Origin of the sequence: Sphaerisporangium flaviroseum (genome assembly GCF_039537005.1) — a bacterium.
Lineage (GTDB): Bacteria > Actinomycetota > Actinomycetes > Streptosporangiales > Streptosporangiaceae > Sphaerisporangium > Sphaerisporangium flaviroseum.
This window is the reverse complement of record NZ_BAAAZR010000008.1, coordinates 239,531-262,348: the sequence shown is the minus strand read 5'-3', so window position 1 is coordinate 262,348 and position 22,818 is coordinate 239,531. Positions and strand designations below refer to the sequence as shown.

General features: G+C 69.4%; 19 protein-coding genes. 12 read left to right on the top strand and 7 right to left on the bottom strand.

The genetic code is table 11. From position 1 onward, the window contains the following. Position 1 precedes the first annotated feature (1 nt). Together ABD810_RS17555 and ABD810_RS17550 are read left to right on the top strand one after the other, a co-directional pair. Positions 2–949, top strand: a complete 948-nt coding sequence (locus tag ABD810_RS17555; protein WP_344940693.1) for an ABC transporter ATP-binding protein — start codon at positions 2–4, stop codon at positions 947–949. Next, entirely contained in the window at positions 946–1,818 is an 873-nt protein-coding gene (locus ABD810_RS17550; protein WP_344940690.1) for an ABC transporter ATP-binding protein, read from the top strand. The genes ABD810_RS17555 and ABD810_RS17550 overlap by 4 nt, the downstream gene beginning before the upstream one ends. 95 nt (positions 1,819–1,913) lie before the next feature. Here ABD810_RS17550 and holA read toward each other — a convergent pair whose 3' ends face one another. Then, positions 1,914–2,882 carry a DNA polymerase III subunit delta gene (gene holA / locus ABD810_RS17545; RefSeq protein ID WP_344940687.1) on the bottom strand — a complete coding sequence of 323 codons (969 nt, stop codon included), beginning with the start codon at positions 2,880–2,882 and terminating at the stop codon, positions 1,914–1,916. A 453-nt stretch (positions 2,883–3,335) separates the two neighbouring features. On the opposite strand from holA, the gene ABD810_RS17540 reads away from it, so the two are divergent. After that, on the top strand, positions 3,336–3,482 hold the full coding sequence (locus tag ABD810_RS17540) for a hypothetical protein (protein ID WP_344940683.1): 147 nt from the start codon (positions 3,336–3,338) through the stop codon (positions 3,480–3,482). A 307-nt stretch (positions 3,483–3,789) separates the two neighbouring features. Here the strand turns inward: ABD810_RS17540 and ABD810_RS17535 are convergent, their stop codons facing one another. From ABD810_RS17535 to ABD810_RS17520, 4 genes are all read right to left on the bottom strand, one after another. Beyond that, on the bottom strand, positions 3,790–5,895 hold the full coding sequence (locus tag ABD810_RS17535; RefSeq protein WP_344940680.1) for a ComEC/Rec2 family competence protein: 2,106 nt from the start codon (positions 5,893–5,895) through the stop codon (positions 3,790–3,792). 656 nt (positions 5,896–6,551) lie between these two features. Then, on the bottom strand, positions 6,552–6,959 hold the full coding sequence (locus ABD810_RS17530) for a ComEA family DNA-binding protein (protein ID WP_344940677.1): 408 nt from the start codon (positions 6,957–6,959) through the stop codon (positions 6,552–6,554). Between the two features lie 1,137 nt (positions 6,960–8,096). Beyond that, entirely contained in the window at positions 8,097–8,957 is an 861-nt protein-coding gene (locus tag ABD810_RS17525; protein ID WP_344940674.1) for a DegV family protein, read from the bottom strand. Positions 8,958–9,072: 115 nt separating this feature from the next. Next, the gene (locus tag ABD810_RS17520; RefSeq protein ID WP_344940671.1) at positions 9,073–10,281 is read right to left on the bottom strand and encodes an amidohydrolase family protein; all 1,209 of its coding nucleotides are present in this window, start codon (positions 10,279–10,281) and stop codon (positions 9,073–9,075) included. Positions 10,282–10,903: 622 nt separating this feature from the next. Here ABD810_RS17520 and ABD810_RS17515 point away from each other — a divergent pair. From ABD810_RS17515 to ABD810_RS17480, 8 genes are all read left to right on the top strand, one after another. Beyond that, positions 10,904–11,770, top strand: coding sequence for an STAS domain-containing protein (locus ABD810_RS17515; protein WP_425566920.1), 867 nt, complete (start codon positions 10,904–10,906; stop codon positions 11,768–11,770). Continuing rightward, positions 11,770–12,147 (top strand): STAS domain-containing protein, encoded by a 378-nt coding sequence (locus ABD810_RS17510; protein ID WP_344940665.1) that lies wholly within the window; start codon positions 11,770–11,772, stop codon positions 12,145–12,147. The genes ABD810_RS17515 and ABD810_RS17510 overlap by 1 nt, the downstream gene beginning before the upstream one ends. Positions 12,148–12,170: 23 nt before the next feature. Further along, a complete protein-coding gene (locus ABD810_RS17505; RefSeq protein WP_344940662.1) occupies positions 12,171–12,563 on the top strand; it encodes an anti-sigma regulatory factor in 393 nt (130 codons plus the stop codon). Further along, positions 12,551–13,561 (top strand): ATP-binding protein, encoded by a 1,011-nt coding sequence (locus ABD810_RS17500; RefSeq protein ID WP_344940659.1) that lies wholly within the window; start codon positions 12,551–12,553, stop codon positions 13,559–13,561. Before ABD810_RS17505 ends, ABD810_RS17500 begins: the two co-directional genes overlap by 13 nt. A gap of 67 nt (positions 13,562–13,628) precedes the next feature. Further along, the gene (locus ABD810_RS17495; RefSeq protein ID WP_344940654.1) at positions 13,629–14,969 is read left to right on the top strand and encodes a sensor histidine kinase; all 1,341 of its coding nucleotides are present in this window, start codon (positions 13,629–13,631) and stop codon (positions 14,967–14,969) included. A gap of 91 nt (positions 14,970–15,060) precedes the next feature. Beyond that, positions 15,061–16,638, top strand: coding sequence for a SpoIIE family protein phosphatase (locus tag ABD810_RS17490; RefSeq protein WP_344940651.1), 1,578 nt, complete (start codon positions 15,061–15,063; stop codon positions 16,636–16,638). A gap of 76 nt (positions 16,639–16,714) precedes the next feature. Then, positions 16,715–17,503 carry an SDR family oxidoreductase gene (locus tag ABD810_RS17485; protein ID WP_344940648.1) on the top strand — a complete coding sequence of 263 codons (789 nt, stop codon included), beginning with the start codon at positions 16,715–16,717 and terminating at the stop codon, positions 17,501–17,503. Positions 17,504–17,552: 49 nt separating this feature from the next. Continuing rightward, positions 17,553–18,605, top strand: a complete 1,053-nt coding sequence (locus tag ABD810_RS17480; RefSeq protein ID WP_344940645.1) for an NAD(P)H-dependent amine dehydrogenase family protein — start codon at positions 17,553–17,555, stop codon at positions 18,603–18,605. Between the two features lie 66 nt (positions 18,606–18,671). Here the strand turns inward: ABD810_RS17480 and hflX are convergent, their stop codons facing one another. Together hflX and ABD810_RS17470 are read right to left on the bottom strand one after the other, a co-directional pair. Then, entirely contained in the window at positions 18,672–20,078 is a 1,407-nt protein-coding gene (hflX, locus tag ABD810_RS17475) for a GTPase HflX (protein ID WP_344940642.1), read from the bottom strand. Positions 20,079–20,231: 153 nt separating this feature from the next. Further along, positions 20,232–20,912 (bottom strand): DUF4097 family beta strand repeat-containing protein, encoded by a 681-nt coding sequence (locus ABD810_RS17470; protein WP_344940639.1) that lies wholly within the window; start codon positions 20,910–20,912, stop codon positions 20,232–20,234. 304 nt (positions 20,913–21,216) lie between these two features. Here ABD810_RS17470 and aceB point away from each other — a divergent pair, with 304 nt between their 5' ends. Beyond that, complete coding sequence (aceB, locus tag ABD810_RS17465; RefSeq protein WP_425566908.1) at positions 21,217–22,812, top strand: malate synthase A; 1,596 nt, start codon at positions 21,217–21,219, stop codon at positions 22,810–22,812. Positions 22,813–22,818: the final 6 nt, after the last annotated feature.

Sequence of the window (22,818 nt, the reverse complement as noted above, 5' to 3'; positions counted from 1 at the left end):
GTTGGACACACCGACCGAGCTGGACACACCTACCCTGTCCGAGCTGGAGGCCCGAGCGACACACGAGCGGCCGGCCTTCGGCGAGCACGCGCACATCCTGTGCGACAACCTCGTCCGCATCTACAAGACCGAGGGCGTCGAGGTGGTGGCACTCCAGGGCCTGGACCTGCTGATCGAGAAGGGGGAGCTGATCGCCATCGTCGGCGCGTCCGGATCGGGCAAGTCGACGCTGCTCAACGTGCTGTCCGGCCTCGACGTCCCCACCGCCGGCGTCGCCCGGGTGGCCGGGACGGATTTGCTGGCCATGACCGCCAGGGATCGGCTGCGCTACCGCCGCGAGGTCGTGGGGTTCATCTGGCAGCAGACCGCCCGCAACCTGCTGCCCTACCTCACGGCCAGGGAGAACGCGCAACTGCCGCTACGCCTTGCCGGCAAACGCGCCCGTACGTCCCGCGCGGACGAACTGCTGGAGTTGCTCGGGGTCGGCCACTGCGCCGGGCGCAAGCCGAACGAGATCTCCGGCGGCGAGCAGCAGCGGGTGGCCATCGCGGTCGCCCTGGCCAACTCCCCCCAGGTCATCCTGGCCGACGAGCCGACCGGCGAGCTGGACAGCGAGAACTCCGAACAGGTCTTCGCCGCGCTGCGCCAGGCCAACAGGGAACTCGGCGTCACCTGCGTGGTCGTGACGCACGACACGCTGGTGTCGGAGCAGGTCGACCGTACCGTCGGCATCCGGGACGGGCGCACCAGCAGCGAGACCCTGCGCCGGGCCTCCTCCGACGGCAACATCATCGCCGAGGAGTACGCCGTCCTGGACCGCGTGGGGCGTCTCCAGCTGCCCAGGGACTTCACCAACGCCCTGGACATGGAACGCCGGGTGCGGCTGGAGCTCGAGAGGGACCACATCGGTGTATGGCCGGACAAAGCACGGTCGGAGGACACGGAATGAACACCCAGCCCGGCAACCACACCCCCGGCGGCCCGGCCCAGCCAAATGCCGTGGCATGGCAACCGGCTGCGACCGGCAACGAGCAGGCCGGTAAGCCGCCGGCCACGGACGTCACCCACCCTCAGCCCGCCACCGACCCCGCCCAGCACGCCACCGGCCCCGCCGGGACGGGTGACGCCGGAAAGCCGCTGGTCGTCGTCGAGCGGCTCCGGAAGGTGTACCGGAGTGGCCCCAAGGAGGTCGTCGCTCTGCGGGACGTCTCCTTCGAGGCGTACCCCGGCGAGCTGATCGCGATCCGCGGGCGCTCCGGCTCGGGCAAGACGACGCTGCTCAACCAGGTCGGCGGGCTCGACCGTCCCGACAGCGGGCATGTCACCGTGGCGGGGCATCCCGTCACCGAACTGCCCGAGTCAGGGCTCCTGGCGCTGCGGCGGGACGTCATCGGGTTCATCTTCCAGTCGTTCGGGCTGATCCCGGTGCTGTCGGCGGCGGAGAACGTCGGCGTGCCGCTGCGCCTCTCGCGTACGCCCGTCGCCGAACGCGAGGAGCGTATCCAGATACTGCTGTCGATGGTGGGGCTGGAGAAGCACGTGAACCAGCGGCCCTACGAGCTCTCCGGCGGGCAGCAGCAGCGCGTCGCGGTGGCCCGCGCGCTCGCCAACCGGCCGCGGCTGCTGATCGCCGACGAGCCGACCGGCCAGCTCGACTCGCAGACGGGGCGGCAGATCATGCAGCTCCTGCGAGCCGTGGTCCGCAGCGAGGGCGTCACGGCCCTCGTCGCCACCCACGACCCCAGCCTGATAACCCTCGCCGACCGAGTCCTAGAACTCCACGACGGCGCCTTCACCCCCGTCCCCACCCCCGCCTGACCACCGATCCACGGTGGTCACGGCCCGGACCGATCATCTCCCGGAGAAACGCGCCACCCCTGTCGACGCAGCCTTTCCGGAAGAGGAATGTGAGTTCAGCGTCCGGTGCGGCTGGCGACGATGACCTGGACGGTGCGCTCCAGGGCGTACGCGGGGTCGGTGCCGCCGCCCTTGACCTGCTCGTCGGCGACCGCGACGGCCTGTATGGCCTGGGCGATGCCCTCAGGACCCCAGCCGTTGAGCTGACGCTTGACCCGGTCGATCTTCCATGGGGGCATGCCGACGTGACTGGCGAGCTGCCCGCCGCGCAGGTTCCGGGGGGCGCTGCCCACCTTCGCCAGCGACCGCACCCCTCCCGCCAGCGCGCTGACGATCAGCACGGGCGCCACCCCTGTCCCGAGCGCCCATCGAAGCTGTTCGAGCGCTTCCCCGAGCCTTCCCTCGACCGCCTTGTCGGCCACAGTGAAGCCGCTGACCTCGGCGCGGCCCCGGTGGTAACGCGCGACCGCGGCCTCGTCCACCGCCTTCCCCGGCGTGTCGAAGGCGAGCTGGCTGCACGCGGCGGCGAGCTCGCGCAGGTCGTTGCCGACGGCGTCGAGAAGCGCCTGGGCGGCGGCGGCACTGATCGAGCGGCCGGAGTTCCTCATCTCGTTCTTGATGAAGTCGAGCCGTTCGCCCGCCTTCGTCAGTTTGGTGACCGTGAGAACGGCGGCTCCGGCCTTCTTGACGCCATCGACCAGGGCTTTGCCCTTCACCCCGCCAGGATGTACGAGGATGACCACGGCATCCTCGGACGGCCTCTTGGTGTACGCGACCACTTCGGCGATCAGGTCCTTGGTGAGATCCTGCGCCGACCGGAACACCACGATGGCACGGTCGCCGAACAAGGATGGGGATGTCAGACGGGTCAGCTCACCGGGCTCGACCTTGCCGCCGAACAGATCGTGCACCTGGGCGTCCGGGTCGCTCGTACGCGCCGCCGCGATCAACGCGCTCACCATGCGGTCGGCGAGGAGCTCCTCGTCGCCGATCACCAGGGTCACAGGTGCTGGATCCGTCGCCATGCGAGCAGCATGCCACGTCCGAACACCCAAACGACAACCGAGCGCCGGCCCTCCGTTGGCAACAGAATCCGCGAGCACGGGAACGGACGACAGGAGCGAATACACGCGCGATGCGGCGCGGTGCTCCACCTCAGGGGGTCGCGTGGCCGACGGACGCTCCTGTACGGCCGAGGGGGCTGAACACACAGGTGGGGTGGGTGCCGGCCTCTGTGCGTACTTCTTAGGAGGGACCCGTATTCGCGTTCAGACACCCCCGGACCTCGATCGCCGAGATTCGCAGGCGGTCGACGTTCGTACAGGCTGAATTGATTTGGACATAGAAACCCAAGCTCAGCGGCACCAGCTCTCACCTGCGCTATCGCCCGTAACACTGCAAGTCATCAGCAATCCAACTGCAGGTATCCTCGGCCAGTCTGGAAGCAACGAAGACCGAAAGAGGAGGTGAAATCCACCATGAAGAACCAGCACCGCCACAACTGCCCCCGCTGCGGAACCTTGCTCGACGACGGTCCGATCCTGTACCGCTGTGCCGCGTGCCGCCGTTCGGTCTACGCCGCCGACCTCGACACCGAGTTCCACACCAACCACAAGACCACCTGACCTACACCACAAGCGCCCAAGCCACAGCACACCCTCCACCGGCACCCCCGGTCGACCTCCCAGCGCAAGGCTCCCGGCCCCCCAAAGGCAAAGCCTCAGGCACCCAAGCCGCTGAGCTCCCGGTACGCATCGGAGACCGCCAACTGGCCGCCGGACAGTCCGCGGAAGTGCCCCTGCAGGCACCCGGACCGCTGAACTCCCAGCCATGAGTGCCCCTGCAAGGACCCCCGACGTGTTCCCGGGCCGCTCAGTTCCCGGTCTTGAGTGCCTCAGTGCGGCGAATGCGTAGGTTGGGGGAGATTTGAGGTCAGTGGCCTCGGGGAACGATTGATAGGCCGGTGGGGTCGGCTACGACTGCCAGATCACCCCCTTGATCGGTCCGGTAGACGCGCATGCCAAGGCCACGAAGCCGGTTCAGGGTCAGCGGGGCGGGGTGGCCGTAGTCGTTGTCCGCTCCGACGCTGATCAGGGCGGCCCGGGCACCTGTGGCGGCGAGAAAGTCGGGATCCTGTCGCGCTGATCCATGATGGGGAACCTTCAGGATGTCGGCTCTCGGCAGGCCCTGCCGTAGCAACTCCGCCTGCGCCTCGATCTCGACATCTCCGGACAGCAGTGCGGAGCCCGTCGCCCATCGCGCGTGGATCACGATGCTGGCGTTGTTCGCCATCGAGCCCTCTCCCGGACCAGCGGACACCGCCTCCGGCACAGGCCCGAGAACCCCCAGCGAAACGGGACCCAGATTCCAGACCATGCCCGGTGATGCGACCCATTCGGGCACATGGCGGCGACTGATATCAGCGGACACCCTCGCGCTCTCCTGACGCGGCTCATGACCCGGGCTCACCACAACGGCACCCACCGACCGACCCCGGAACACCCCGTCGAGACCGCCGACATGGTCGAAGTGCGGATGGGTGAGGATCAGCAGGGGCACCTGCCTGATGCCGAGCGTCCGGAGGCAGCGGTCCATGGACACGGGATCGGGACCAGCGTCGATCACCACCGCTCGTGCCCCACCGGCGGACAGGACGATCGCGTCCCCCTGCCCGATGTCACAGGAGACGAGAAGCCAGCCTCGCGGCGGCCACGATGCGACGACGGGCCGTACGAACAGGGCGGCGAAGAGCAACCCGGCCGCGAGGGCGCACATGATCAGGCGCCACGCCGCGCGGCGCAACAGCAGCCAGCCGGCTACGGCGGTGATGGCGAGCAGGAGCAGGCCGATCGTTCCTCCCGGCCACGGCAGGGTGGCCGCGGGCAGATTCGCGGCCTGCCGTGCCACCCAGATGATCCAGCCGACGGCGTAACCGGCGGGACGGACCAGCCACCGCGCGACCTCTCCACTGGCGGGCGCCACCACGGTCGCGGCGAAGCCCAGGATCGTCGCGGGAGCCACGGCGGGTCCGGCCAGCAGGTTCGCCGGGATCGCTACGGGCTCCAGCACCCCGGACATCAGTACGAGCAATGGCGTCACGGCGGCCTGGGCGGCACAGGGAACCGCTATCGCCTCGGCCGCCCAGTGGGGCATCCGCCGCGCCATGCGGTCACGCCACCTGGGCGCGAGGACCAGGATGCCCCCGGTCGCGAAGACCGACAGTGCGAAGCCGTACTCCGCGGCCAGCGCGGGATCGAACAGGATCAACCCAAGCACGGTCACCGACAGGGCCGCGATGCCGTCCCTGGAACGCCCGGTGCCGAGCGCCACCGCGGCCACCGAACCCATCACCAGGGCACGGAGCACGCTCGGCGATGGGCGGGCGACCACGGCGAAAGCCAGCATGGCCAGGAACGCCAGGACCGCCCGGACGAACAGAGGGAGCCCTGCCACCCGGCACAAGGCGATCACCGCACCGGCGATCACGGCGAGATTGGCTCCTGACACGGCGGTCAGGTGACTGAGGCCTGCCGTCTTCAGGTCGTGCTTGACCTGCTCGTCCATGAGCGACAGATCACCGACGACCAGGCCTGGCAGCAGCCCTCGCTCGGCCGGCGGCAACACGCCCGCGGCCTGTCTCAGCCCGGCGCGGAGGGTCTCGGCGATCTGTTGCGGTAGGGACGGACCGCTGAGCACTTCTGGTGGTCCTCTGACCAGGAGGACTCCGGCTGTGAGCTGCCCGGGATCCGCGGGGCTCAGCCTGCCCCGGACTCGTATCCGCTGGCTGGGCAGCAGGCCGACCCAGTCGTTGCCCTGGGCGAACACGACCACCGGCGCTCTGGTCGTGAACCGTGCTCCCGACCCTTCGATGAGCTCGGCAGAGCCTTCCACGACCACGCGCTTACGCCGGACGGTGCCGTGGCGAGTGGGAAGGATCCTCGGATCAGCGGACAGCGTCATCTCGACCGTGACCGTCGCCCGTCTCTCGGCGAGCTCGGCCACCGGGCCCGTACTGGTCGCATGGACCCGGAAGGCCACCGCCCCCGCAACCGCGGCAACACTCCCAAGTACCGCCAGGACCGCATTACTCCAAGCCCTACTCCTCCACGCCCTACTCCTCCACGCCCAACTTCTTAGCGCCCTATCTCTCCACGCCTTACCTCTCCACGCCCCATCTCTCCACGCCCCATCTCTCCACGCCCCATCTCTCCACGCCCTATCTCTCCGCCCCCTACCTCTCCACGTCCCATCTCTCCGCCCCCTACCTCTCCACGTCCCATCTCTCCGCCCCCTACCTCTCCACGTCCCATCTCTCCGCCCCCTACCTCTCCACGTCCCATCTCTCCACGTCCCATCTCTCCACGCCCTCGCCGAACTCCGCCCGTCGCCTCCCGAGAACCACCTCGCCATCAGGACGGGCCCACGCAGAAGTGCGATGGTCGCCATGGCGCCCAAGGCCACCAGAGCCGTGATCAGACCGACCCAAGCGGAACATCCAAGCAGCACCACTGCAGCACCCCACGCCCCCAACGCCGGCAACACCAGCCGCAGAGACTGCCCCCGATCTCCGCTGGACGGCGCAGCACCAACGGCGCCACCTGCACGATGCTGATCTTCATTGTGCTGCGAGATGGTGGAATGTGGATTGTCTGCTTTATCCGTATTTTGTGTCGTCCCGACATATGAAGGGGGCGTCATACGCGGACCTTGTCGCGCAGGTCGGCGAATTTTCTCGCGCCGATGCCGGTGACCTCGCGGAGTTGGTCGATGCTCCGGAATCCCGAGTGGGTCTGGCGGAACTCGGCGATGCGGGCGGCGAGCACCTCTCCGACGCCTGGCAGGGTCTCCAGTTGGCTCGGGGTCGCGGTGTTCAGATCGAGCACGGTCTCACCGGATGAGGGCTCCGGCGCGCTGACACTTCCCTGCACCTGGCCTCGGGGTGCTCCGACGACGATCTGCTCGCCGTCGGTCAGCCTGCGAGCGAGGTTGAGCCCGCCTGTGGTCGCACCGGCACGGACTCCACCGGCAGCGGTGACGGCGTCGGCCACCCTCGATCCGCTCGGTAGCGTGATCAGGCCCGGCTTCTTGACCTTACCCGTCACATGCACGATCACCTGAGCGATCGAAGAGGACATCGCCGTAGCGGACGATGGCGGGGAGCCCTTCCCGGCGATCGGTGCGCCTCCAAGGGACGGGCCGCTTACAGAACTCGGGCCACCAGCGGGGTTCAGGGGACCGCCAACGGAGTTCCACGGACCCCCCACGGAGTCAAGGCCTCCCACGGAGCTCAGACCCCCCACGGAGCTCAGACCCCCGACTGAGTTCGGGCGACTGTCGGGGTTCGGTGCACCTCCCAAAGAGTTCGGCCCGCCGGCCGAATTCCATGGACCGTTCGCGGTAGCCGGTGCGCCGCCTACGGGGATCGGCGGTCCAAGTGGCTCGGCGAGCGGCCGGGATCGCCATGCGTAGACACCCCCGACCACGGCTGCCAGCACGCCCAGAACCAACAGCACGCGAAGACCGGGGCGGCCGGGATCCAGCAACGGGCCATGCTCGGCGACGAGGTCACCCACTCGGTCGCTCAACCGGGCGCGCAGAGAGCGGTAGGGCAGCGGTTCACAGCGGACGCGACCAGCGGGGGCGGTCTCATCGGTTGCACCCCCCGAACCGGCTCCCGGCGCCGCCTCCGGCTCCGCCCACCACCGCCCCTCTGCTTGGGATCCAGTATGTGGCAAGGCGGGTGGGGGGGCGGTCTCATCGGTCGCACCCCCCGAACCGGCTCCCGGCACCGGCACCGGCTCCGCCCACCACCGCCCCTCTGCTTGGGATCCAGTCTGTGGCAAGGCGGCTGGGTGGGCCCTGGGGGCGGGCTTTGGCGCAGGTTCTGACGGCGGTTTCGGGGCTGGTGTTGTGGTTCTTGCCGTATCGCGCCGGCCTAGCGCCCCGTCGTGGCGATGTGACGTCCAGGGCTCGCCTAATGGGGTCAGAGCGCGTAGCCGGGACGCGCCGATGTCGCTTTCCGGGGGCCTGTCCGTTGTTCGCACGAGCGAGACATTAGGCAGGTCTGAACCGCCGCCTCACGACCGAACGCGGCTCTGTGGAAAACCGAGCCACCCGCCACTACGCAGTTCACGCCTGCCCCGGCTACGTGGAACGTCGCAGCTTGTGGCGTCCGTGCTGGCTGGCTGGGCCAGGGGCGGGATGGGGATTTACTCGGCGGAGGAATGGTGCAAAGGGCGTTACACGGACTGTGGGCGGGCGGGGGTCACGGTGACGCCTAGCATGCCGGGGCCTACGTGGACGCCGACGACTGCGCCTACCTCGACGATCAGGAGTCTCGCCACGTTGGGGATCCGTTTCGACAGGTGGTCCGCGAGCAGGCCGGCCCGGCCGGAGGCCATCAGGTGGTGTACCGCCACGTCGACCGGCCCGTCACCCGCCGCCCGTACCGCGAGGTCCTCGAGCCGGGCGATGGCCCTGTTCGCGGTGCGCACCTTCTCGAGGGGCGCGATCGTCCCCTGGGTGATGTGCAGCAGCGGCTTGATCGCCAGCGCGGATCCCAGGAGGTTCGCCGCGGCTCCGATGCGGCCTCCCCGGCGAAGGTGTTCGAGGGTGTCCACGTAGAAGAAGCTCTGGCTCGCATCCGCGCACGCCCGCGCGGCCTGCGCCACCTCGGTCCGGTCGCCACCGCTACGAGCGGCCTCAGCCGCCGCGAGCACCGGGAAGCCCAGCCCCATGGCCAGCGACCGGCTGTCGACGATCGTGACCGGGATCAGGGCGTCCTCGGCGGCGATCCGCGCCGATTCCACCGTGCCCGACATCGCTCCGGACAGGTGGACGGACACGACGCTCGTCGCTCCTCGGGCCGCGGCGAGCTCGTACGCGTCGGCGAAGCGCTGGGGCGCCGGCCGGGAGGTGGAGACGGGGGACCACTCGCGGAGCGCCGTGGCGACCCCCTCAGCGTCTATCTGGGCCACGTCGTCCAGCGTGCGGCCGCCGATCACCACTTGGAGGGGGATCACGATGATGCCCAGCCGCTCGGTCTCCTCGGGATCGAGGTAGGCGGTGGAATCGGTGACCACGGCAACCGCTTGCGACATGACCGAAGGTTACCCGTAGAGGGCGAAACCGTTCGTCCATGCGTGCCGGCGGCCGAGAAGGACGATCACAGCGATCACCCGATCGGGCCGGAGCCATGTAGAGGCCCGCTCGGGGTTACTGGACGGGGGTGCCGCCGCGCCATACGCGGCGGGGTTTGAGGCCGAAGCCCCAGGCGAAGGCGCCTTCGTGGTCGGCGTCCCACTGGACGATGTCGGCCAGGCGGCCCGGAGCCAGCACTCCGCGGTCAGGAGCGCCGAGGACGGTCGCGCCGCCCAGCGTGGCGGCGCGGAGGGCGTCTCCGACGCTGATGCCGAACGCGGCCACCGCGAGGCTGATCACCAGCGACATCGAGGTGATGCCGCAGTGCCCGGGGTTGTGGTCGCTGCCGAGGGCGACGGTGACGCCCTGGGCGAGCATCCGCCGGACCGGAGGAAGGTTGCCCTGCTGGAGGGCGGTGCCCGGGCAGACGACCGCGGGCACTCCGTACCTCGCGAGCAGCGCGATGTCCTCGTCGGCGGTGTTGTGCAGCAGGTCGGCGGACGCGCAGCCGAGCTCGGCCGCGAGCTGGACGGCGCCGCGGCGCTTGTGGGCACCGGCGTGGATGCGGGGCAGCAGGCCGACGTTGCGGCCGGAGGCCAGCACCCAGCGCGCCTCGTCGGTGGTGAAGTGACCGTCGTCGCAGTAGACGTCCACGCTGTCGGCTCCGGCGGCCGCGGCGTCGGCGCACCAGGAGCCGACGGCCTCGACGTAGTCGCGCTGCCGCCCGAAGTACTCCGGAGGCACGACGTGGGCGGCGAGGAACGTGACGTGCACGCGCGGCATCATGGGCTCTTTCTCGAGCTCACGGAGCAGGCGCACGTCGGCCAGCTCGCCGTCGCGGGTGAGGTGGTATCCGGTCTTGGCCTCGACGGTGGTGGTTCCGTTGAGCAGCCACTCGCGCAGCCGCTCCCTGACCCCGTTGCACAAGGTCCACGGGTCGGTGCCGCGGGTGACCGTGACGGTGGAGCCGATACCTCCACCGGCCGCGGTGATCGCGCTCGGCGTGGAGCCGCCGGAGCGCATGGCCATCTCGGCCCAGCGGTTGCCCGCGTAGACCGGATGGGTGTGCGCGTCGATGAGGCCGGGCGTCACGAGCGCGCCGCCGAGGTTCTCGACGTGGTCGACGTCGACGATGTCGTCGACGACTCCAGGGACGCTCTGCGGAAGGTCGGCGGCACGGCCGACCCAGGCGATCCGGTCGTTGTGCACGAGGATCGCGGCGTTGCTGCAGACGTCGTTGCCGGTCCAGAGCCGGCCGATGTTGGTGAGAAGCCGCACCGTCATGGCATCACCGCCCCGCCAGTGGCCCTGAACGCACCCGGGAACGCCATCGCGGCCCAGCTCAAGCCGGGCGCCACGCCCGCTGGGTCCGCTCGGTTTCCGGACGTCATTGGGGGGTCTCCTGATCTCATCCGCACTGGTGTGCGATGACGGTATCGCCCGGATCTTGGCCAGGCGATTTCAGTTCAGTTACGTTATTTCACAGGTCGGCTCGGTGTACAGGGTTATTGAGAAGAACGCCGGTTCGTCTGCCCTGTCTGGTGTTGAGGCATCCGCACCCCGGCAACTCGAGAATCTGCCCCCAGGTAACGCCCGGTGCCGACAAGCCCCTGCTGAACCAGCAGTCACACGCGTCATCATGCGAAACCAGCGCCAGAATGTCGTGTCAGGGTTTCCATATCGTAGCAATAATCAAGCCTCGCGGGCCACAGTGGTTTTCCTGCGCCTTTGCGAGGTTTCCCCTACGCCATCGCGGTTCTACACCGTTTCACACTGTTCATCCCGGCCTGGGTGGTTGCCCCGCACCCGCAAGGCGGGATGATCTTCAGGTGGCTCAGTGTAACCTCTCTGAAGAGCATCATCTTTGCTAGCCAAACGTAAGTTGGGTCCGGGAGCCGTCTTGACCGTGCAGGACAATACCAGCAGGCACCACGTCGAAGGGCTGTTGCGCGCCAACGAGGAGCGTATCCTCACGCGCTGGGTGGAGATCTCCAACGAGCCACTTCGCGGACGCGCGGTCGAGGTCGGCACGCTCGAGGAGCTACGAGAGATATACCACGCCTTCCTCCGATCGCTCGACGGCGCCGATGGCGCCGATGGCGCCTCGGAGCTGCGTGGCCTCCTCGCCGAGCTGTCCCGTTCCCGCGCCCGCCGGGGCTTCACCCCCAGGGAGACCGCCGTCGCGGTGTTCGGGCTGAAGGAGGCCATCTACGAGGTGGTGGAGGCCGACGGCGACGTCGACGGCCTGCGCGGCTTCATCTGGTTGTCCCGCACCATCGACGACCTCGGGCTCTACACCTTCGAGTCCTTCTCCACGGCCCGCGAGAAGATCATCATCGACCAGACCGAGCAGCTCCTCGAGCTGTCCACCCCCGTGGTGAAACTGTGGGACGGCATCCTGGCCGTGCCCCTCGTCGGCACGCTCGACTCGGCCCGCACCCAGGTCGTCATGGAGAAACTGCTCCAGACCCTGGTCGACACCGGCTCGGAGTACGCGGTCATCGACATCACCGGCGTGCCGGCGGTCGACACCGAGGTCGCCCAGCACCTGCTCAAGACGGTGATGGCCGCCCGGCTCATGGGCGCAAGCTGCGTCATCTCCGGCATCCGCCCTCAGATCGCCCACACGATCGTCACCCTCGGCATCGAGTTCGGCGACATCGTCACCAAGGCGACGCTCGCCGACGCCCTGGCCTACACCCTCAAGCAGAGCGGCGTCGAGGTCGCGTCCAGGAAACGGACCCGCGTGGCGGTCCGGGCCGAGGAGGCCTGATGGACCGCGTCCCCATCCTCAAGATCGGCGACATCCTGCTCGTCTCGATCCAGGGCGATCTGGACGACCAGGCCGTCCTGACGCTCCAGGAGGACCTCGCCGAGCGGGTCGTCGCGACCAGCGCGGCCGGCGTCATCATCGACATCACGGCGGTCGAGATCGTCGACTCGTTCGTCGGGCGCATGCTGTCGACCATCGCGGGCATGTCGCGCATGCTCGACGCCGAGACGATCGTCGTGGGCATGCGTCCCGCCGTGGCGATCACTCTGGTCGAGCTCGGGCTCTCCCTGGGCGGGCTGCGCACGGCATTGGATCTCGAAAAGGGCATCGCGCTCCTGAGCCGTCACTCCGCGGCATTCTCAGCGGCCGGGCTGTGAGCCAGCCCCCCACGTCACAAGCCGTGGAAGAGCTGGCCATCACCTCCAACGACGAAGTGGTGCTGGTCCGCCAGAAGGTCCGCGCGACCGCGATCAAGCTCGGCTTCTCCCTGATCGACCAGACGAAGGTGGTCACCGCCGCGAGCGAGCTCGCCAGGAACACCCTCGTCCACGCCGGTGGCGGGCACGCACGCATCGAGGTGGTGCACAACGGCGGACGGCGCGGCGTGCGACTGCTGTTCAAGGACGAGGGCCCGGGCATCCCGGATCTCCAGCTCGCGCTCACCGATGGGTGGAGCAGCGGAAGCGGCCTCGGCCTCGGGCTGAGCGGCAGCCGGCGTCTCGTCGACGAGTTCGAACTCGAATCCGAGCCGGGCCGGGGAACAGTCGTGACGGTGACGAAATGGACCCGTTGACCTCCGCACCGCAGGACGTCTGGCTCACGATGGAGGACGCGAGCGCGATCGGCTCCGCTCGCAGGATCGCCGCCGCGCTCGCCGAGGACAGGAACTTCAGCAAGGAACACGTCGGCCAGGTGGCCGTGGCGGTCAGCGAGGCCGCCTCCAACCTCGTCAAGCACGCCACCGCCGGCATCATGCTGGTACGCCCGCATCCGTCCTCACCCTCGACGATCGAGGTCATCTCGATCGACAGCGGCCCCGGCATGGCCGACACGGTCGAGCCCATCCGCGACGGCTACTCCACCACCGGCACGCTGGGCATCGGGCTCGGGGCGATCACCCGGCTCTCCGACTCCTACGACATCTATTCACGGCCCGGCCAGGGCACCGTGCTGAGCATGCAGTTCACGGCGAAGAAGGCCCCGCCGGCCGAGTCCCGCGTGTGCGGCCTGTACCGCCCGCTGGGCGACGAGATCGCCTGTGGTGACGCGTTCGCCTTCGAGGACGATGGAAGGACCGTCACGGCGATCGTCTGCGACGGCCTCGGCCACGGGATCGCCGCGGCGGCCGCGTCCCGAGAGGCGATACAGGTGTTCCGCGACGTGGTCGACGCCGGCCCGATCTCGATCGTGGAGCGGGTGCACCGGGCGCTGGCGCACACCCGGGGAGGCGCGGTCGCGGTCGTGCGCGTCGACCGGGCGGCCGGTTCGGTACGGTACTCCGGCATCGGGAACATCTCGGGATGGATCTGCCATTCGGAGGGGCGGCAAGGGATGATCTCCGTACCCGGGATCGCGGGGCACAAGGCGAGGACCTTCAGGGAGTTCGAGTACGAGCTGCCGCAGCACGCCGTGGTGGTCCTCCATTCCGACGGGCTGACCGAGCGCTGGAGCCTGGCCGCCTACCCCGGGCTGCTCAGGCACACGGCTCACGTCATCGCCGGGACGCTGCTCCGCGACCGGGCCGTCCACCGTGACGACGCGTGCGTCCTCACCGTGCGGGACCAGGCATGACCCCCGAGGTCCCGGTCGCCGTACGGGCCGAGAGGAACCCCGGTCCGGTCGACGTACGGGCCGCGATGTGAATCGCGCCCTGTTCACCGTCGCCGTCCGGGAGGACCGTGACGTCTTCGCCGTGCGGCAGGTGGGCCGCGAGCTGGCCCAGGCCGTGGGCCTCGACTCTCTCGACCAGATACGGGTCGGCACCGCACTGAGCGAGGTGGGCAGAGAGATCGTCGGGGGCTCCCGCGACGCCGAGGTGGTCTTCCGGCTGGACGACGGCGGCGGCCTGACCCTGGACATCACCTACTCGGCGGGGGACCACGTCATCGCACCCGGAGGGGTGACGCTGGCCGCCCGGCTGATGGACACCGTCGAGCACGACGACGCCCGGCGCCGGATCACCATGGTCAAGAGGGTGCACAGCGGTCAGGTTCTCACCGAGTCGCGGCTCGCCGAGATCCACGCCAGCATGAGCCGGCTCGCTCCCGCCGGAGTCCTCGAAGAGCTGCGGCAGCAGAACCGCGAGCTCGCCGCCGCGCTGGAGGACTCGCACAACCAGCGCGAGCGTCTCCTCCAGCTCAACGCCGAGCTGCAGGAGACCAACCAGGGCGTGTTCGCCCTGTACAACCAGCTGTCCGAGGAGCTGGAGGAGACCAACAGAGGCGTGGTGGCGCTCTATGCGGAGCTGGACGAGAAGTCCGCCCAGCTCCGGGAGGCCGGCGAGGCCAAGAACCGCTTCTGGGCCACGGTCAGCCACGAGTTGCGCACCCCACTCAACTCGGTGATCGGCCTCGTGCGGCTGCTGCTCGGCCCCGGCGGTGAGGAACTGAGCGAGGAGCAGCACCTGCAGGTGGAGCTGATCGGGAACTCCGCGCAGACGCTGCTCGCCCTGGTCGCCGAGCTGCTCGACATGTCCAAAGCGGAGTCGGGCCAGCTCGCTTCGCAGCCCTCCGTCGTGGACCTTCCCTCCGTGGCGGACCGGCTCCGCATGACGCTGCACCCGACGAAGGGCACCGACCAGGTGCGCCTGACCGTCGACGTGTCGCGCGCCCCGCGGACGCTGGTGACCGACGAGGTGCTTCTCACCCGCATCCTGCGCAACCTGCTGTCCAACGCGCTGAAGTTCACCGAGTCCGGTGAGGTGAGCCTGGAGGCGTACGGTGAGGCGGGAGAGGTGGTGTTCGTCGTCGCCGACACCGGGATCGGCATCCCCGAAGAGCACCTCGAGCGCGTGTTCGAGGAGTTCTACCAAGTGCCGGGAGCCGCGCAGGCACGCGCGCGGGGCACGGGCCTCGGACTGCCGTACGCGCGGAGGCTCGCCGAGGCGCTCGACGGCACCCTCAGCCTGGCCAGCACTCCTGGCGAGGGCACCACGGTCACGGTCCGGCTACCGATCGCCCCGGCCGCAGGCTCCCCGTAGGAGGCCACGTAGGCGAGCGCCCAGGGAACGTGATCGCCTCCGGCAAGGCACCACGATGGCGAGTCTGGTCAGGTGCTATTGAAGAGGAACGATGAACGAGAGACCCGAGACCATCCTCGTGGTGGACGACACTCCCACCAAGCGATACATCCTTGGCAGCTGGCTGCGCAGGGCGGGCCACGAGGTCGTGGAGGCCACCTGCGGCGAGGAGGCGCTCAGCCTGGTCAGAGCGGTCTCTCCCGACCTGGTGATCCTCGACGTCCGGCTGCCCGACATCGACGGGTACCAGGTGTGCGAGCGGATCAAGGGTGATCCGTCCACCGCGGCCATTCCGGTGATCCAGATCTCGGCGCACGCCATCGCGGTCGCGGACCGGGCTCACGGGCTGGAGCGCGGGGCCGATGCGTACATGGCCGAGCCCATCGAGCCGGAGGAGTTCATCGCCACCGTCAAGGCCACCCTCCGCTACTACAAAGCCCGCCAGCGGGCCGAGCGGATGGCCCACAGGCTCGGCGAGCTGACCCGGGTGACCCTGGAGATCAACGCGAGTTCCACGTTCGACAAGTTGCTGCGCGTGGCGGTGGAAGGCACCGCCGGCATCCTCGGGCGGCGCAGCGGCGCCCTGGCCATCGCCGTCGACGGCAGGCTCCGCCGTTACACGGTGTTGAACCCCGGCGATCCGGCCAGGGCCCTCAGCGCCGCCCAGGACACGCTCGACAAGATCACGGCGCTGTCGCTGCGCGACGCCGCGGGCACCGCCGAGTTCACCCTCTCGGAGGCGTCCTTGCTCGAGGTCCTGCCCGAGGCCGAGATCAGGGCCGATGTCTCCGCCGTCGTCTCGCGCACCAAGGCCGGGCGCCCCCCGGTGTACCTCGCGGTCGAAGGGGTGGAAGCGCTCGACCCCGATGAGCTCAACATCCTCAAGCAGCTCGGCCAGGCGCTCGCGCTCGCGGTGGACGCGCTCCGCGCGTACGCCGAGGAGCACATGATCGCGCTGACCCTGCAGCGCAGCTTCCTTCCCTCCCACATCCCCACGACCCCGGGCCTGCAGCTGGCCGTCCGCTACCAGCCGGCGATCGACAACGTGGAGGTGGGCGGCGACTTCTACGAGGTCCTGCCGCTCGGCGACCGGCTTCTGGTGGGGATCGGCGACGTCCAGGGGCACTCCCTGCACGCGGCCACGATCATGGCCGAGCTCCGCCACGCCCTGCGGACCCTGGTCGTCGAGGAGCGGGACCTCGCCCGCGTCATGGGGCGGCTCAACGACATGCTCCGCCACTACCACCCCCGCATGACGGCGACGGTCTGCCTCCTGCTGATCGACCCGGTCAGCGGCGAGGTGGAGCTGGCGAACGCCGGGCACATCCCGCCGGTCATCGTCGCGGGCGGCGAGGCGCGGTACCTCGACTGGGGGAACCTGCTCCTGGGCGCCGCTTCCGAGAAGTACCGTGTGGACCGGCTGCGGATCCCCGAGTCGGGGGCGCTGCTGATGTTCACCGACGGCCTCATCGAGGACCGTCACGTCCCTCTGGACGACAACCTCGAGGTCGTGCGCCAGATGGCCCTCTCCTTCGACGAAGATCTGGACGTGTTCTGCGACCGGCTGATCGACCGTTTCGGGGCCAGAGAGGACGACGTGGCCATCGTGGCCCTGCGCCGGACCGGGTGACGCGCGCCCAGCCGTCACGGCCAACGTATTGAAACAGGTTCTACTAACGATCTAGGCTCAGCGCGGAGGTCGAGCCATGATCCTTGATCGTTTTCTTGTCTCCGGGCGGGTGGCCGTCGTCACCGGCGCGGGCCGGGGCATCGGCGCGGCCACCGCTGTGGCGCTGGCCCAGGCGGGTGCCGATGTGGTCGTCTCGGCACGGACCGAGGACCAGCTCAACACCGTGGCCGCCGAGGTCGAGGCGGCGGGGAGGCGCTGCCTGGTCGTCCCGGCCGACCTCGCGGAGCCGGGAGCCGCCGAGAGCCTCGCCCACCAGGCGGCCGGCGCGTTCGGGCGGCTCGACATCGTGGTCAACAACGTCGGCGGCGCGCTCCCCCGTGCCTTCCTCGACACCAAGCGGCGTCACCTCGAGAACGCGTTCCAATTCAATGTGAGCATCGCGCACGAGCTGACGTGGGCCGCGATCCCGTACATGCTCCAGACGGACGAGGGCGCGGTCGTGAACATCTCCTCGGTGATGGGCCGCGTGTCCGGCCGGGGCTACCTCGCCTACGGCACGGCCAAGGCCGCGCTCGCCCACTACACGCGCCTGGCGGCCAGCGATCTGGCGCCCAGGATCCGGGTCAACGCGATCGCCGTGGGATCGGTCGCCACGTCCGCCCTTGAGATCGTGATGACGGACGACGACCTCCGCACCCGCATGGAGCGGGGCACCCCGCTGAAGCGCATCGGGGAGCCGGAGGACATCGCGGCGGCCGTGCTCTTCCTGGCCTCCCCCGCCGGGGCGTATCTCACAGGCAAGGTGCTCGAGGTGGACGGCGGCCTCGAACAGCCCAATCTCGACCTGGGCCTGCCCGATCTGTAGCTCTGCCCGATCTTGAGCGGATCCGGGCCCGGCCCGACTGGAGGAGTCGATGGTCTACACGGTGGTGCAATGGGGCACCGGAAACGTCGGCCGCAACACGCTGGCCGGCATCCGTGCACGTCCCGACCTGGAGCTCGTCGGCTGCTACGTGTCCAATCCCGGCAAGGCGGGAAAGGACGCCGGCGAGCTGGCGGGCCTCGATCCCCTGGGCGTCACGGCGACCGGCGACGCCGACGCGCTCCTCGCGCTCCGGCCCGACTGCGTGGTCTACACCTCGATGGCGGACACCCGGATCTTCGAGGCCCTGGACGACCTCTCCCGCATCCTGCGGTCCGGGGCGAACATCGTGTCGAGCAGCCCGGTGTTCCTGCAGTACCCCGACGGCTCGCTGGACGCGCCCATCCGCGAGGCGGCGCTGGCCGGCGGGTCCTCGATCTGGGTCAACGGCATCGACCCCGGGTTCGCCAACGACTGGCTTCCGCTCGCCCTCACCGGCATCAGCGAGCGCGTCGACGAGGTGCGGTGCCTGGAGGTGCTCAACTACGCCACATACGACCAGGGCACCGTGTTGTTCGACATCATGGGGTTCGGCCGGCCGATGGACGAGGTCCCCCTGCTGCTCCAGCCGGGGGTGCTCACCGCCGCGTGGGGCAGCGTCGTCCGGCAGCTCGCCGCGGGCCTGGAGGTGGAGCTGGAGGCCATCGAGGAGTGGTACACCCGCCTGCCCGCCCCCGAGGCGTTCGAGGTCGCCTCAGGCCCGGTGGGGAAGGGCACGGCCGCCGCCCTCAGGTTCGAGGTGCGGGGCATGCGCCACGGCCGCCCGGCCATCGTCCTGGAGCACGTCACCCGGCTGCGCGACGACCTCGGCCCGGACTGGCCGCAACCCGCCGGGCGGGGATGCTACCGGGTGGAGGTCAAGGGCGAGCCGAACTACACCCTCGATCTGCAACTGCTCGGCGGTGACGGCGACCACAACACCGCCGGGCTCAAGGCGACGGCGATGCGCCTGGTCAACGCCGTTCCCACCATCGTGCAGGCGCCCCCGGGGCTGCTGACGGCGCTCGACCTTCCCCTGGTGACCGGCCGCGGCCTGATGGCCTGACAGGCACGCGGACGACGACAGCCGGCGCGATGGGCGCCGGCTGTCGTGTGGAGCGGATCGTGCGGGTCAGACGGTCTCGACCGGCTTGGCGGTGCGCTCAAGCTCGGCGTAGAGGCCGGCCGGCACGCGTGCGTGCAGGATGGTGCCGTCCCCGGTGTGGTCGATCGAGAGCACCTCGCCCTGCTCGTGTGCCCGGGCGATCAGGTCTCCCCTGTCGTACGGGACGAGCATGTGGATCTCGTGGTCGAGCTGGGGAAGCTCCCGCTCGATCGTGGCGAGCAACTCGTCGATGCCGGCCCCGGTGCGAGCGGAGATGACCACGCTGTGCCGCTCGCGCGTGGCCAGCCGGGCCAGCACCACCGGGTCGGCGGCGTCGGCCTTGTTGACCACCACGATCTCCGGGATGTCCCTGACACCGTCGATGTCGGCCAGGACCTCCCGGACGGCGGCCAGCTGCGACTCGGGATCCGGGTGCGCGCCGTCCACGACGTGCAGGATCAGGTCGGCGTCGCCGACCTCCTCCAGCGTCGACCTGAACGCCTCGACCAGCTGGTGCGGCAGGTGCCGTACGAACCCGACGGTGTCGGCGAGGGTGAACAGCCTGCCGTCGGGGGTGCGGGCCTGGCGCACGGTCGGGTCGAGGGTGGCGAACAGCGAGTTCTCCACCAGCACGCCCGCGCCCGTGAGCCGGTTGAGCAGGGACGACTTGCCGGCGTTGGTGTACCCGGCGATCGCCACCGACGGCACCTCGCGCCGGGTCCTGCTGGACCGCTTGGTCACGCGGGCGACGGACATGCCGCCGATCTGCCGGCGCAGCTTGGCCATGCGCTCGCGGATGCGGCGCCGGTCGAGCTCGATCTTCGTCTCACCGGGGCCGCGGCCTCCGATGCCCACGCCGCCCGCGGCCCGGCCGCCGACCTGGCGGGAGAGGTTCCCACCCCAGCCGCGCAGGCGCGGCAGCAGGTAGCTGAGCTGGGCCAGCTCGACCTGGGCCTTGCCCTCGCGGCTCTTGGCGTGCTGGGCGAAGATGTCGAGGATCAGGGCCGTGCGATCGATGACCTTGACCTTGACGACCTCCTCGAGCTGGCGTAGCTGACCTGGGGTCAACTCGCCGTCGCAGATCACGGTGTCGGCGCCCGTGGAGACCACGATGTCACGCAGTTCCACGGCCTTGCCGGAACCGATGTAGGTCGCGGTGTCAGGACGCTGGCGGCGCTGGATGAGGCCTTCCAGGACTTCCGATCCGGCCGTCTCGGCAAGGAGCTTGAGCTCCTGCAGGGAGTTCTCCGCGTCGGTGACGGTGCCGCCGGTCCACACCCCGACGAGGACCACCCGCTCGAGGCGGAGCTGCCGATATTCGACTTCGGTGATGTCCTCGAGCTCTGTGGACAGTCCGGCCACCCGCCGGAGTGCCTGCCGCTCCTCAAGCTCGTAGTCGCCGATGGCCAGGTCTTCGTAGGACTCGTTGTGCATATAAGTCTTCTCTGTGGCTATGGTCGCGCTCCTTGGCGCTCGTGGGCCCACCGCTCTTCGCACAGTTCAACACGCAGACCCCGTTGTTGTCTTCCCTCGATGGTGCCATGACGACCACTCGGATTCACCCGGTTATACGAGGTGGCGCCCCCGTCAGACCTTGAGCACCTTGGCGTCGCCCGAGCCGGTCCTGACGACGATCCGGCGCGGGGAGGATTCGTCGCTGGTGACCTCGACCTTCCGCTCGCCGGAGCCGGTGTCCGTGGTCACGTGGTAGGTGCCCTCCGGTACCCGGACGATCCCCTCGCCGGATCCGGTGCCCACCCTGACGTCGTCCGGCGCGCCGGTGAAGCGAAGCTCGATGTCACCCGAGCCGGCCTCCGCGACGGCTCGCTTGCCACCAAGGCCGTTGGCGTCGATGGTGCCCGACCCCGTCTTCGCCTGGAACTGCTCGGACAGCGCGCTCAGGGTGATGTCGCCCGATCCGCTGCTCACATTGACCCGGACGCCGCGCGGGACCTCGACCTTGTAGTCCACCCCGCAGGTCCACTCGTCGTCGGGGCAGGTGTAGTCGAGCTTGAGCGTGTCCCCCTGCAACGGGTGCCGCGTGACCGGCTTGTCGCTCTTCCAGTGCAGCGTCTCGGTGACGTGCACTCCGGAGCGGTCGGACTCGGTGACCACGATGGCACCGGAACCGCTGTCCACACGCAGGTTGACGATCTTCTCCGTCACGTCGTAGCCCTGGGTCGCCTCCTTGGTGGGGGCGGCGATGTTCTGCAGGCCGCACCCGGTCAGCAGGAGCCCGGTGCCCAGTACGGCTCCCGCGGCGAACACGCTCCGCAGCCTCGGGCGGCCGTTCCCGGGCGCCGGGACGCGTCGCCCGTCCTTCCCGCGGGTGTGGGGTGCGTCCGTGATGACGGCCCGGCTTGTGGTGCCGGTCTGGGGGGAGGTACTCGCTGAGGGCGTCGGCTTCGTCATGGCTTAACAGTGCTCTATGGCCAGGCCCGCCGCCCATCGGGGAACGCCCGGAGGCGACCCTTGCGGATCCCTCAGGGTTACCAGGACGTTGACCCCTGACTCGGGCATCGAGTAGCGTCGATTCCATAATTCAGAAGTATTTTTCCGCAATGTGGAAAGGATGGCCATGGGCAACGTGGAGATCAACGGCCCCATGCTGGACGGCTTCGACGAGATCCTCACCCCCGAGGCGCTGGAGTTCGTGGCCACCCTGCAGCGGGAGTTCGACGGGCGCCGGCGCGAGCTGCTGCAGGCCCGTCAGGCCCGCCAGGAGGAGCTCTCCGCCGGCGGCACCCTCGACTTCCTGCCGGAGACCAAGGGCATCCGTGAGGACGACTCCTGGCGCGTGGCCGACCCCGCCCCCGGCCTGGTGGACCGCCGGGTGGAGATCACCGGCCCGGTCGACAGGAAGATGACGATCAACGCGCTCAACTCGGGGGCCAAGGTCTGGCTCGCCGACTTCGAGGACGCCAACTCCCCGCTCTGGGAGAACGTCGTCAGCGGCCAGCTCAACCTGCGCGACGCGCTCGACCGCACGATCGACTTCGAGTCGGGGGGCAAGCGGTACACCCTGAAGCCCGACGACGAGCTCGCCACCATCGTGGTCCGGCCACGGGGCTGGCACCTGACCGAGAAGCACGTGGTGGCCGACGGCGAGCCGTTCTCCGCGTCGATCTTCGACTTCGGCCTCTACTTCTTCCACTGCGCGCGGCGGCAGATCGCCAAGGGCCGCGGACCCTACTTCTACCTGCCCAAGATGGAGTCGCACCTGGAGGCCCGCCTCTGGAACGACGTGTTCACCCGCGCCCAGGAGCTGCTCGACGTGCCCTACGGCACGATCAGGGCGACCGTGCTGATCGAGACCTACCCCGCCGCGTTCGAGATGGACGAGATCCTGTACGAACTGCGCGACCACTCGGCCGGGCTGAACGCCGGCCGCTGGGACTACCTGTTCAGCGTCATCAAGAAGTTCCGCACGCGCGGCAGGGAGTTCCTGCTGCCCGAGCGCAACGCCGTGACGATGACCGCCCCGTTCATGCGCGCCTACACCGAGCTGCTCGTGCGCACCTGCCACCGGCGCGGCGCCCACGCGATCGGCGGCATGGCGGCCTTCATCCCCTCCCGGCGCGATCCCGAGGTGAACAAGGTCGCCCTGGAGAAGGTCCGGGCGGACAAGACACGCGAGTCGGGCGACGGCTTCGACGGCTCATGGGTGGCGCACCCCGACCTGGTCCCGATCTGCCGGGAGGTGTTCGACTCCGTCCTCGGCGACAAGCCCAACCAGCTCGACCGGCTCCGCGAGGACGTCTCGGTGTCGGCCGCCGATCTGCTCTCGGTCTCCAAGACGCCCGGCGACATCACCGAGGCGGGCCTGCGCAACAACGTGGACGTCGCCCTGCGCTACCTGGCCGCCTGGATGGCCGGAAGCGGCGCCGTCGGCATTCACAACCTCATGGAGGACGCCGCCACGGCCGAGATCTCCCGCTCGCAGATCTGGCAGTGGATCCACAACGACATCGAGCTGGCCGACACCGGCGAGGTGGCGACCAAGGAGCTCGTCGAGCGCATCATCTCCGAGGAGCTCGACAAGATCCGCCAGGAGCCCGGCCACGACGAGTCGCTGTACACGCAGGCCGCCGAGCTGTTCAAGGAGGTCGCCCTGGACGACGACTTCGCCGACTTCCTCACCCTGCCCGCTTACGCCCGCATGCCATGACCCCGG

Excerpts from the sequence above, each read along its gene's own strand:
- ABD810_RS17550 (WP_344940690.1), top strand. The coding sequence starts at position 946 with ATGAACACCCAGCCCGGCAACCACACCCCCGGCGGCCCGGCCCAGCCA.
- holA (WP_344940687.1), bottom strand. The coding sequence starts at position 2,882 with ATGGCGACGGATCCAGCACCTGTGACCCTGGTGATCGGCGACGAGGAG.
- ABD810_RS17540 (WP_344940683.1), top strand. The coding sequence starts at position 3,336 with ATGAAGAACCAGCACCGCCACAACTGCCCCCGCTGCGGAACCTTGCTC.
- ABD810_RS17525 (WP_344940674.1), bottom strand. The coding sequence starts at position 8,957 with ATGTCGCAAGCGGTTGCCGTGGTCACCGATTCCACCGCCTACCTCGAT.
- ABD810_RS17520 (WP_344940671.1), bottom strand. The coding sequence starts at position 10,281 with ATGACGGTGCGGCTTCTCACCAACATCGGCCGGCTCTGGACCGGCAAC.
- ABD810_RS17510 (WP_344940665.1), top strand. The coding sequence starts at position 11,770 with ATGGACCGCGTCCCCATCCTCAAGATCGGCGACATCCTGCTCGTCTCG.
- ABD810_RS17500 (WP_344940659.1), top strand. The coding sequence starts at position 12,551 with ATGGACCCGTTGACCTCCGCACCGCAGGACGTCTGGCTCACGATGGAG.
- ABD810_RS17490 (WP_344940651.1), top strand. The coding sequence starts at position 15,061 with ATGAACGAGAGACCCGAGACCATCCTCGTGGTGGACGACACTCCCACC.
- ABD810_RS17485 (WP_344940648.1), top strand. The coding sequence starts at position 16,715 with ATGATCCTTGATCGTTTTCTTGTCTCCGGGCGGGTGGCCGTCGTCACC.
- ABD810_RS17480 (WP_344940645.1), top strand. The coding sequence starts at position 17,553 with ATGGTCTACACGGTGGTGCAATGGGGCACCGGAAACGTCGGCCGCAAC.
- hflX (WP_344940642.1), bottom strand. The coding sequence starts at position 20,078 with ATGCACAACGAGTCCTACGAAGACCTGGCCATCGGCGACTACGAGCTT.
- aceB (WP_425566908.1), top strand. The coding sequence starts at position 21,217 with ATGGCCATGGGCAACGTGGAGATCAACGGCCCCATGCTGGACGGCTTC.